11 protein-coding genes are annotated in these 11,957 nt (G+C 31.8%); all 11 read left to right on the top strand.

The window, feature by feature from the left end; all coding sequences use genetic code 11:
• Positions 1-5: 5 nt before the first annotated feature.
• The 11 genes from BN350_RS07780 to proC all read left to right on the top strand — a co-directional run bounded on the left by BN350_RS07780 (position 6) and on the right by proC (position 11,875).
• A complete protein-coding gene (locus BN350_RS07780; RefSeq protein WP_028043093.1) occupies positions 6-665 on the top strand; it encodes a response regulator transcription factor in 660 nt (219 codons plus the stop codon).
• Positions 662-1,681: a sensor histidine kinase gene (locus BN350_RS07775; protein WP_028043092.1), complete on the top strand. Its 1,020-nt coding sequence runs from the start codon at positions 662-664 to the stop codon at positions 1,679-1,681. The genes BN350_RS07780 and BN350_RS07775 overlap by 4 nt, the downstream gene beginning before the upstream one ends.
• A gap of 90 nt (positions 1,682-1,771) precedes the next feature.
• Complete coding sequence (locus BN350_RS07770) at positions 1,772-2,524, top strand: ABC transporter ATP-binding protein (protein ID WP_028043091.1); 753 nt, start codon at positions 1,772-1,774, stop codon at positions 2,522-2,524.
• 1 nt (position 2,525) lies between these two features.
• Positions 2,526-4,586, top strand: a complete 2,061-nt coding sequence (locus BN350_RS07765) for an ABC transporter permease (RefSeq protein WP_028043090.1) — start codon at positions 2,526-2,528, stop codon at positions 4,584-4,586.
• Positions 4,587-4,653: 67 nt separating this feature from the next.
• Positions 4,654-5,739 (top strand): putative lipid II flippase FtsW, encoded by a 1,086-nt coding sequence (gene ftsW / locus BN350_RS07760; RefSeq protein WP_028043089.1) that lies wholly within the window; start codon positions 4,654-4,656, stop codon positions 5,737-5,739.
• A 20-nt stretch (positions 5,740-5,759) separates the two neighbouring features.
• The gene (gene murG, locus BN350_RS07755; RefSeq protein WP_028043088.1) at positions 5,760-6,848 is read left to right on the top strand and encodes an undecaprenyldiphospho-muramoylpentapeptide beta-N-acetylglucosaminyltransferase; all 1,089 of its coding nucleotides are present in this window, start codon (positions 5,760-5,762) and stop codon (positions 6,846-6,848) included.
• Positions 6,849-6,850: 2 nt separating this feature from the next.
• The gene (gene murB / locus BN350_RS07750; RefSeq protein WP_028043087.1) at positions 6,851-7,765 is read left to right on the top strand and encodes a UDP-N-acetylmuramate dehydrogenase; all 915 of its coding nucleotides are present in this window, start codon (positions 6,851-6,853) and stop codon (positions 7,763-7,765) included.
• A 10-nt stretch (positions 7,766-7,775) separates the two neighbouring features.
• The gene (locus BN350_RS07745) at positions 7,776-8,543 is read left to right on the top strand and encodes a cell division protein FtsQ/DivIB (RefSeq protein ID WP_028043086.1); all 768 of its coding nucleotides are present in this window, start codon (positions 7,776-7,778) and stop codon (positions 8,541-8,543) included.
• Between the two features lie 126 nt (positions 8,544-8,669).
• Entirely contained in the window at positions 8,670-9,941 is a 1,272-nt protein-coding gene (ftsA, locus tag BN350_RS07740; RefSeq protein WP_028043085.1) for a cell division protein FtsA, read from the top strand.
• 23 nt (positions 9,942-9,964) lie between these two features.
• On the top strand, positions 9,965-11,053 hold the full coding sequence (gene ftsZ / locus BN350_RS07735; RefSeq protein ID WP_028043084.1) for a cell division protein FtsZ: 1,089 nt from the start codon (positions 9,965-9,967) through the stop codon (positions 11,051-11,053).
• Between the two features lie 39 nt (positions 11,054-11,092).
• The gene (gene proC / locus BN350_RS07730) at positions 11,093-11,875 is read left to right on the top strand and encodes a pyrroline-5-carboxylate reductase (RefSeq protein WP_028043083.1); all 783 of its coding nucleotides are present in this window, start codon (positions 11,093-11,095) and stop codon (positions 11,873-11,875) included.
• The last annotated feature ends 82 nt before the right edge of the window (positions 11,876-11,957 follow it).

The raw sequence follows: 11,957 nt of genomic DNA, 5'->3' as shown, positions 1-11,957 counted from the left end.
TAGAAATGAGAATATTAGTTATAGAAGATGATCAAGACTTATGTCAGGAATTGAAAATAATGCTAGAAAATGCAGGTTATGAAGGAATGATATTGAAAGATTTTCAACATGCTAAAACAGAAATTTTATCATGCCATCCAGATCTTATACTATTAGATATTGGAATTCCATTTATGAACGGAGAAATGCTTTTAAGAGAGTTGAGGAAAGAGAGCCATATACCAGTTATTATGGTTACTAGTCAAAATAATGAAATGCATGAAGTTTTGAGTATGAGTTATGGAGCAGATGATTATATTACCAAGCCTTATAACCCCACATTATTATTGTTAAGGATAGAGGCAGTTTTAAGACGAACTCATCATGATATTGGGACATTAAGTTATCATAATCTTGTTTTGCAGATAGATCGAGGTGTACTAAAATGTGGTGATGAAAGTTTAATTTTAACAAAGAATGAAATGCTGATTTTAAAATATTTAATCATACATCAAGGACATATTGTGAGTCGAGAAGAACTTATGATGGATTTATGGGATAGTGAGGAGTTTGTTGATGATAATACGTTGACTGTGAATATGAGTCGTTTGCGTCATAAGTTAAAGTCATTGGGCTATGAGGATGTGATAGAAACAAGAAAGGGATTAGGGTATATTTTGATATGACATACAAGAGGTATTTAAGAAGTCAATGGATTTATTTGTTTTTTTATCTGATGATGATATTTTTGATACTTCTCATTCTATTCTCTTTTCGTGTGAATGGGTCTTTGATTATTGCTATCATGATCATTATGCTGATAGGAGGAAATGCTATTTTGATATGTGATTATCAGCATAAAAAGATGTTTTATAATCATTATCTTAAACAATTGAAATTTTTAGATCAAAAGTATCTGATTTGTGAATTAATAAAAGAGCCGGATTTTTTAGAAGGACAAATTTTATATCAGTCACTTTATGAAATTAATAAATCAATGTTAGAAAAGATCAATGATCTAGATATGCAAGTGACTGATTTTAAAGATTATATAGAAATGTGGATTCATGAGGTCAAGATTCCTTTAGCTCATTTAACGCTTACAGTTCATAATCATAGAAGTGAGATTGGTTCTCAAATACTGGATCAAGTTCGTAAATTAGAAAATCAGGTGGATCAAGTTCTTTATTATGTGAGATGTGAGAATAGTCAAAAAGACTATTTAATTAAAAGTTCTTCTTTATCTAAAGTTATCAATAATGTGATTATGAAGAATAAAGATTATTTTATTTTTCATAAAGTCAAATTAAATCTTCATGATTTAGATAAAATTGTGTTAACTGATTCAAAGTGGTTGGAGTTTATTATTAATCAAATTTTAAATAATAGTTTTCAATACAGTATGAATAAAACGCAACCATGTATTGAAATTTCAGCAATAGAAGATTATGACAAAGTGGTATTAACGATAAAGGATAATGGAATTGGTATATGTGAAAGTGATTTACCACGTGTGTTTGACAAATGTTTTACAGGGTATAATGGAAGAATTCAAAAGAAATCAACAGGAATGGGACTTTATATTTGTCAGCGTCTTTGTCAACGATTAGGACATCAGATTGATATTGAATCTATTCAAAATGAATATACCAAAGTATTGATTACATTTCATAAAGATCATTATTATGATGTTATGAAATAACATGACAAGATTGTAAGGTTATGTTAGGTAAATCGATGGTTGAATCAATAAAAATAAGTGATAATGGAGATGACAAAGGAGGAAGGTTATATGGAACCTATTTTAAGAATTGAAAATATTGATAAGTATTATGGAAATAAATCCAATTTAACAAAAGCTTTAAGTCATCTTTCGTTAAATGTTGATAAAGGTGAATTTGTTGCAATTATGGGAGCAAGTGGTAGTGGAAAAACAACTTTATTAAATTGTGTTTCTACCATTGATAGAGTGACAGCCGGACATATTTATGTAGGGCAAACAGATATTACAAGATTAAAAGGAAACCATTTAAATCGTTTTCGAAGAGAAGAATTAGGATTTATCTTTCAAGATTTTAATTTATTAGACACATTAACTGCCTATGAAAATATAGCATTGGCATTATCTATTCAAAAAACAAATGTCAAAGAGATTGAAAAACGTGTTCATGATATCGCAAAAACATTAAATATCAGTGATGTGCTTGCTAAATTTCCTTATCAGATGAGTGGTGGACAAAAACAAAGAGTTGCTTCTGCAAGAGCTTTAATTACTAATCCAAAATTGATATTGGCTGATGAACCAACAGGAGCTTTAGACTCACATTCATCACAAATGTTACTAGCAAGCCTAAAAAAACTCAATGAGCAACTACAAACAACAATTCTCATGGTAACACATGATGCTTTTAGTGCGAGTTATGCAACGCGTGTTATTTTCATTAAAGATGGACAGATTTTTAATGAATTAAGAAGAGGAAACCAAGATCGTAAACAATTTTTTGATCATATTATTGATGTTGTGACATTGCTTGGAGGAGAATAGTATGTTATTGAAACTTTCTTTAAGAAATATCCAACGTAGCTTTAAAGACTATATGATTTATTTTATGACCTTAATTTTAGGGGTTGCTATCTTTTATTTGTTTAATTCTATTGAAAGTCAAACAGTTATGATGAATGTATCATCATCAACTCGTGAAATTATTGAACTGATGGTTAATGTTCTTTCAGGAGTCAGTGTTCTGGTTTCTTTTATCTTAGGTTTTTTGATTGTTTATGCCAGTCGTTTTTTAATGAAGCGTAGAAATAAAGAGTTTGGAATTTATATGACATTAGGAATGAGTAAACGTCAAATTTCATCTGTTTTATTATGTGAGACATTTTTGATAGGGATTATTTCTTTAGCTGTCGGATTGGTTATTGGTGTGGCATTATCACAATTGATGAGTATTTTTGTTGCAAATATGTTTGAAGCAGATATGACACAATTTGCTTTTGTTTTCTCATCTTCTGCAATGTTAAAAACAATGTTATATTTTGGTGTCATTTATGTTATTGTTATGATTTTTAATGTATTCTTTATTGGTAAACAGGAATTGATTGATTTGTTGCTGGCACATCGAAAAAATGAAAAAATAAAAATGAAAAATACGTGGTTATGCAGTGCAGTATTTTTGATTGGTGTAACAATGCTGGGTTATGCATATTATCTTGTGACTGCTGGTGTGACAAAGTTGGATACAGCAGATAAAATTTTTATTCCCATTGCACTTGGAATTATTTCGACATTTATGATTTTCTGGTCTGTTTCGGGCTTTGTTTTAAAAATCTTTATGATGAATAAGAAAACATATTATATGGGTTTGAACACTTTTACATTAAGACAATTTAGCAGTCAAATGAATACAACAGTTTTATCAATGGGAATGATTTGTTTAATGTTGTTTGTAACAATTTGTGTTCTATCAAGTGGAATATCTTTAAAGAATGCGACAACAGCTTCTTTACACGAATTATCACCTGTTGATCTTTATATTGAAAAAACTTGGGATTTAAAAGGAAACAAGGCGAATGGAAAACCCTATAATCAAAAAGATCTTGATGATTCACATATAAGTATTACAGAAAGTTTAGAAAAATTAGATTTTTCTGTAGAAGAAAATTTAAAAGATGTATTGACACTTAATATTTATATGACCAATGATTTAACTTTTGGAGATGTTCTAGGAAATTATGCTGATGATGTTCATAAACAAATGCCTTATTTAAGATTGGATAGTGCTGAAAAAATAATGCGATTAAGTGACTATAATAAGGTTGCAAAAAGATATAATAAGCCATTACTGCAATTAAAAGATCATGAATATATGGTTGTTGCGAATTTTAGTGGAATGATTCCGTTGCGTAATGAGGCATTGAAAATGAATACACAAATTCAATTATTAGGAGAAACTTATCATCCAGCTATTCAGGAATGTCAAGACGGGTTCTTGGTTCCGAGTGCAAATCAAAGTAATAGTGGAATTGTTGTTGTGCCAGATAATGCAGTCAATGAAAGTATGAAAGAAGAAAATGTTTTGATTGCAGATTATCAAGCGAATGATGAAGTTAAAAAGCAGATTGTCGAAAATAAGATAAGGAGTTTAAGTAATCATACGTATGCTAAAGATTTAACAAATTTAGATGCAATAACGAAAATCAGTATCTATGAGGGAAGTATAGGTATTGGAACAATGGTTATTTTTATAGGAATATATATTGGCGTTATTTTCTTATTATCAAGTGCAGCTATCTTAGCTTTGAAAGAATTAAGTGAAAGTGCTGATAATAAGGAAAGATATATGATGTTAAGAAAGATTGGAACTGATGAAAGAATGTTGAATAGAGCTTTGTTTACACAAATTTCATTGTTCTTCATTGCCCCACTTATTTTAGCAGTTATTCATTCCTTTTTTGGAATTGAGTTCTGTAAGTTTTTCTTGCAGTCATTTGGTGAAGAAAATTTAATGCCATCTATTATTATGACAGTTATCTTTATTGTTGTCATTTATGGTGGATATATGATGATAACTTATTTTTCTAGTCGTGCGATGTTAAAAGAATAAGAAGATGCTTAAGGCATCTTCTTTTTTCGAGTTTTTATCATATATTTCAATGATGGAGGGAATAGTCATGAAAACAAGGAGAATTACAATTTTAACTTTAATTATAGTCATTTTTGGATTAATTAGTGTTTATAGTTCCTCACATGTGTGGGCACTCTATAAATATGATGATTCTTTCTATTATATAAAACGACAAGCCATTTTTGCCTGTATTGGAGTTATAGCGATGTATGTGACATCACGCATTGATTATCATCTTTATAAAAAATATTATAAAGCCATTATTGGGTTTTGTTTTTTGCTGATGGTTTTAGTATTGATACCGGGGTTAGGAGTTGTAAGAGGTGGTAGTCGCAGCTGGTTTAATTTTGGTATATTTGCTTTACAGCCAAGTGAACTGTTTAAAATTGGTATGATTATTTTTGCAGCTGTCTATATTGAAAAGAATTATTATAAAATGAAAAAATTGCGTTATAGTTTACGTTTATTAATGGTTATGGGGCTAGGTTTTTTGCTGATTATGCTACAACCTGATTTTGGTAGTGGTATTGTTATGGCATGTAGTATTGTTGTTATGCTGATTGTATCACCATTTCCTTTTATGTATTTTGTGATACTAGGGTGTTTGGGTATTGTTGGAATTGTTGGTATGATTTTATCGGCTCCTTATCGTATGGAGCGTATTCTTTCTTTCCTAGATCCATTTCAAGATCCTTTGGGGAGTGGTTTTCAAGCTATTCAAGCATTATATGCTATTGGACCAGGTGGTCTATTAGGTGTGGGTTTTGATAAAAGTATTCAAAAGCATTTCTATTTACCAGAACCACAGACAGATTTTATTTTTGCAATCGTGGCTGAAGAATTTGGTTTTTTAGGTGGAATTATATTAATTGGTTTATACTTATGGTTGTTTAAGACAATTTTACAGGTGAGTCGTAATGTAAAAGATATGTTTGGAACTTTATTAATGATAGGAATTGTTGGGATGATTGGAATTCAGACTTTAATTAATCTGGGAGTTGTGGTAGGATTATTTCCGGTTACCGGTGTGACATTGCCATTAATGTCATATGGAGGAACGAGTTTAACAATTACATTAATGAGCATTGGAATTGTAATAAATATTTCGAAATCCGCTCATTGTGTGCTATAATACAGAATAGGAGTGATAGTATGAAAATAATCGTCAGTGCAGGCGGAACGGGTGGACATTTATATCCGGCTTTAGCGCTTGTTGAACATATAAAGACAAAAGATAAAAATGCAGAATTTCTATTTGTTGGGACAACGGATCGTTTAGAATCACAGGTTGTTCCACAAATGGGGTATGCGTATCGTGGTTTACATGTGAAAGGGTTAGTAGGGAATCCAATTCAAAAAATGAAGAATGCCTGGATATTTGTTAAGTCATTATCTCAATCAAAGAAAATCTTAAAAGAATTTCAACCTGATATTGTGATTGGTTTCGGTGGTTATCCAAGTGCCTCTATTGTCTTGGCAGCAGCAAAGATGAAAATTCCAACAATGATTCATGAGCAAAATTCAATTGTTGGTTTAACAAATAAAATATTAATAAAAAAAGTAGATAAGATTATCTGTTGTTATCAAAAGGCATATGATGCATTTCCTCACGAAAAAACTGTCTTGTTAGGAAATCCACGTGCGAGTGTTGTTTCGCATCAAAAATTACGTGATATTCATGATATTTATCAAATTCCATCTTCACGCAAAACTGTTGTGATAGTGATGGGAAGTCTTGGTTCATCTTCAGTTAATCGCGTAATGAAAGACGCTTTACGTGAGATTCAACATGATGCTTTTGATGTGATTTATGTAACAGGTAAGAATTATTATGATGAAATGAAAAATGAATTGCGCGATTTAAATGGTTCTATTCATTTGATGAGTTATATTGAAGATATGCCCAGTCTTATTGCAAGTTGTGATTTGATTGTTTCACGAGCAGGAGCAACTACACTAGCAGAAATCACTGCTTTAGGTGCGGCTTCTTTAATTATTCCGAGTCCATATGTTGTGGCTAATCATCAGGAGTATAATGCAAAAGAACTTGTGAATGGAAAGGCGGCTCACTGGCTGTTGGAAAAAGATTTGACAGTTGAAACATTTGTAAAAGAAGTGAGATATTTACTAAGTCATGACAATGTTTTAAGTGATTTAAAGAAAAAAGCGCAGGCACTTGGGAAACCGCATGCCTGTGAAGATATATATCAAGAGATGTTAAAGACATTAGAAAGGAAATAAATATGAATTTTGATCAATTATTTTTTGATTTGGTTGATTTAGATTTAGGAGAAATTATTGAAAATGAACCAATGTATAAGCATACAACATTTAAAGTTGGTGGACCTGCACGCTTTTTTATATATATTAAAGATATAGATGCTTTAAAACGCGGTGTCCAATATTGTCGACAAAATCAGGTTAAACATATGACTATTGGAAAGGGTTCAGATATTTTGTTTTCTGATAAAGAATATGATGGTGTTGTTTTTTCTTTATCACGAGGATTGAATAAAGTTTACTTTAATGGTTTGAATATTCGTGCTGAAGCAGGAGTAAGTATGATTTATTTGGCATATGAAGCAGCTAAAGTTGGCTTGTCTGGATTTGAATTTATGGGAGGTATTCCAGGTACGATTGGTGGCGGTGTTTATATGAATGCTGGTGCTTATAAGTATTGTATGGCTGATGTCTTTACTTCAGCTATGGTATTAAATGAGCATGGGGAGATCATGACCTTGTCCAAGGAAGATATGGCATTTGATTATCGTAAATCAATTTTACAGAAGCACAAAGATTGGATATTAATAGAAGCAACATTTACAATGACATCGCGAGATCCTCAGGAAATTATGAAAGTCTTAGATAAGCGTAAAGAAAAAAGAATGTCAACACAACCATGGAATTTTGCTAGTGCTGGCAGTATATTTAGAAATCCTGATGAAAAACCAGCGTGGCAATATATTGATGAATGTAATCTTAGAGGTTATGAGATTGGTGGTGCTCAAGTTTCGCCAAAACATTCTAATTTTATTGTAAATAATGGATATGCAAGTGCAAGAGATATTCTTGAATTAATTCTATTGGTAGAAAAAACAGTTTTTGATCGTTTTCGTGTTGAACTGAAAAAAGAAGTCATTTTAGTAAACTGGGAGTAGGTGATGTAAAATGTCTCATCAACAGGAGTATTATTATAATGAACATGATGAGAGCCAGGTAAAAAAGATTCTCAAAACAAAAAAGAAAAAGAAATTGAAAAGACGAATGAAAATATTGTTGTTTTTGATTGTTTTTGTTTGTATCGGATATTATTTTTTAAGTGATTATTCAAAAGTAAAATCTATTTCTGTTACAGGTAATGAAGAAGTTAGTGAGACAGAAATATTAGAAAATATTTCTGTTAATAAAAGTTCATTTTATTTATTGGTGAATACTGATCATTTAGAAACTGAAGTTAAGGCATTGCCGATGGTCAAAAAAGCAAAGGTTTCTAAAGATTTGTTAGGGAATATTAAAATTGAAATTGAAGAGGCTGAAAAGGTTGCTTATTGTAATATTGGAAAAACAACATATGTGATTGATGAATTGGGTGATGTTGTGGAGACAACTGATGAAAATGTCATTGCCTCTTTGCAAGCAACACCACGTATGACTGGTTTTAAGGATTTAAAGTTCTTAGAGAAATTTGCGAAAGAATATGTTCGGTTACCAGAACTCATTAAGAGTCAAACAAGTGATATTGTTTATTCTCCTGTAACGGCTGATGAAACAAGGATGAAATTTTTAATGGATGATGGAAAAATTTTATATTTAAGAGTTGAAGATATGGTTGAACAATTAAGTAAATTTGATTATGAAGCAAATAAGACAGCTTATAGTGATCAGTGTGTTTTTAAGTTTGAAGGAAAAAATGTATATATGGAAAAATGCAAATGATGTATCTTGATGAACAAGGTACATCATTTTCTTTAAAAAACATAGTTTGTTTCAAGATTATGTGTTTTCTTATCAAAAGATTTATGATACAATGTTAACGAAGTATTTTTTAAAGGAGAACCATTTATGAAAGATATCTATGCTGTATTAGATATAGGTAGCGCAACGGTTAAACTGCTTGTCGGAGAAGTCGTAAGTGCAAATATCAATATATTATTTTCAAAGAAAATGACAAGTCACGGCATTCACAGAGGTCATATTGAAAGTATGCCAACAGTTGTCAGTGAAGTGAAACAATTGCTAGATGAAGCTTCGGCTACATTAGGTGCAACAATCACAAAAGTTGCTTTATGTATCCCTTCAGTTCGTGCACATATTTATCAAAGCGATGGAATTACAAAAGTCAATTCTCCTTTAGATCAAATTACAAGTGATGATATTGTACGTGCCTTGAAACTTTCAAAACGTTTTGAATTATCTGATGATGAAGAAATCATCTCAGTAATTCCAACAATGTTTCAACTTGATACCAAATCAATGAAAGAGTTGCCAATAGGTCAAAAATCAGCTTCTTTAAAAGCTGAATCATTGATTATTACAACAAAGAAAAAATTACTTTATGGATATATAAGTGCTGCTGAAAAAGCGGGAGCAGAAGTATTGGATATTACAATTAATGCTTATGCTTGTGCGAAAGAGGCATTTGATGCTGTATATCTTCAAGAAGGGGCTATCTTAATTGATATTGGTTATAGGACATCAACTGTTGCTTTTTTTGAGGGTGGATATTTAAAATATATTGCTCAGGCAAATGTTGGTGGTTATGATTTGACTAAAAAGATTGCGACATCTTGGCAAATTCCAATGGATAGAGCCGAGGTTTATAAAGTAAAATATGGAACTTGCGATCTCAATATTGGAGATGAAGATATTATACATACAACACGTGATAATGAACTTGAAAGACATTATACACAAAGAGATTTGGCGCAAGTTTTATCTGAAGGTGTACGTGAAATCATGGAAGTGATTAAGACAAAAATTGATGTTATTAATGATGGCAGAAGTTATGAAACTGTTATTGTTGGTGGTGGTGGTGAACTACCTGATATTGATCGCGTAGCAAGTGAAATCTTAGATAGTGCAGTACGAACATATCGTCCTGATACAATTGGTGCTAGGGATATGTCTTTTGTCTCATGTTTAGGTATGATGTATTATCTCAATGATCGTGCTAAGATTTTGGGACATCTAGATCCTTCATTGATTTTACCTGATATTTCAAGTACGATGAGTATTCGTTTTAAGGGGTTAACAAAGAGTAAGCCGGTCTATAGTGAAAAGAAAAAAGGAAGATTATCAAAAGTAATTGAAAATTTTTTTAGTGAAGAAGATTAATATATAAAAGTGAGGATAAAAATATGGATAGTAATTTAGATTTTGTTCAGGTTGCAAAAATTAAAGTTATCGGTGTTGGTGGTGGTGGCTGCAATGCCGTTGCAAGAATGGCTAAAGATGGTGTTAAAGGTGTGGATTTTTATGTTGCTAATACAGATGCACAAATATTAAAAGGAATTGATATTGACAATAAAATTATATTAGGACGTGAATTAACACATGGATTAGGAGCTGGTGGAAATCCTGAGGTAGGACGTAAAGCTGCTCTAGAAACAGAGGAAGAAATAAAGGAAGCTTTATCAGGTGCTAATATGGTTTTTATTGCTGCTGGTATGGGTGGAGGTACTGGAACTGGTGCTGCGCCTGTAGTTGCTAAAATTTCAAAGGAATTAGGCGCTTTGACTGTTGGTGTTGTGACTTCTCCATTTACCTTTGAAGGTCCTAAGGTTTTAAGACAGGCTAAAGGTGGTTTAGCTGAATTAAGAGAAAATGTAGATTCTATTATTGTCGTTTCTAACGACAGGTTGTTAGATGCAATTGGTAGAAAGCCAATGGGAGAAGCCTTTAGAGAAGCTGATAATGTTTTGCGTCAAGGGGTACAAACAATTACTGATTTAATTGCAATTCCAGCATTTATTAATTTGGATTTTGCTGATGTTTCTTCTGTTATGAAAGATAGAGGTTCTGCATTGATTGGAATTGGTATGAGTGATGGAGAAAATAAAGCTGAAGAAGCGGCTATGCGTGCTATTTCTTCTCCGTTATTAGATGTTTCTATTGCTGGTGCCAAAGATGCAATTGTAAATGTGACTGGTGGTACTAATATTACTTTATATGATGCTAATACTGCTTTGGCAACAATTAGAGAAGCTGTTGGAAATGATGTGAATACTGTTTTAGGAGTGGCAATTAATGAAAATCTAGATGATCAAGTTATTGTAACTGTTATTGCTACTGGTTTTGAAGATGATGAAGAACCTGTAGCTACTGCAACTGCGCCAGTTCAGCCAAAACAAACTTCACCGTATGAATCAGTTGTCAGACCAACTGTTTATGATTCTGATGATGACGATGATGATGTTCCAGCATTTTTAAGAAATAGAAGATTATAAGCTAACTTAAGTTAGCTTTTCTTATATAGGAGGAAAGTTATGAAGAAACTTGGATTTATTGGAATGGGAAATATGGCAGGTGCAATTGCCTGTGGAGTAGCTAAGTCTGGTTTTTTAAAAGGTGAAGAGATGATTGCTTACGATATTATAGATAGTCAGTTAGAGAAAGTTAAAGAATATCATTTTACAATTGCAAAAGATGAGAGAGAAGTTATTACTGAAAGTGAAATTGTTTTTATAGGTGTAAAGCCACAAGTTCTAGAGAATGTGTTAGAACCATTAAAAGAGTTATTACAAGACAAAGCACTTATTTCTATTGTGCTAGGATATGACTATGAAAAATATCAACAAATCTTAGATCCATCAACGAGACATATTTTTGTTATGCCAAATACACCAGCTTTGGTGCTGAAAGGAATGTCTTTGATAGAAGAAACACATTCATTAACTCAGACAGAATTTGAATTTACAAAAACTATGTTTTCGTCAATCGGAGAAATAGAAATAGTGCCAAGTTATTTAATGGAAACGGCAGGAACATTAAGTGGATGTGGGCCAGCTTTTATTTACATGGTTATTGAAGCTTTGGCTGATGGAGCAGTCAAAGAAGGTGTGCCTCGTGCAATGGCATATAAGCTAGCATCGCAAACAATCGTAGGAAGTGGTATGATGCAGCTTGAAACATTGCTTCATCCAGGGACGTTAAAAGATCAGGTATGTTCACCAGGAGGTTCAACAATCAGAGGGGTGGAAGCACTAGAAAAGGGAAATATTCGAGCTGCATTTATAGATGCTATAAGTTCTGCTGTACATTATAAATAAAATAAGTGAAAGGTTGATTGATAAAATTATTGATAAAATCAGCCTTTTTGAATATATGAATAGAATATAAAATAAAAAAATG

Origin of the sequence: Candidatus Stoquefichus massiliensis AP9 (genome assembly GCF_000455285.1) — a bacterium.
Lineage (GTDB): Bacteria > Bacillota_I > Bacilli_A > Erysipelotrichales > Coprobacillaceae > Stoquefichus > Stoquefichus massiliensis.
The sequence above is the reverse complement of the archived record's forward strand: the minus strand, read 5'-3'. Positions and strand labels throughout refer to the sequence as shown.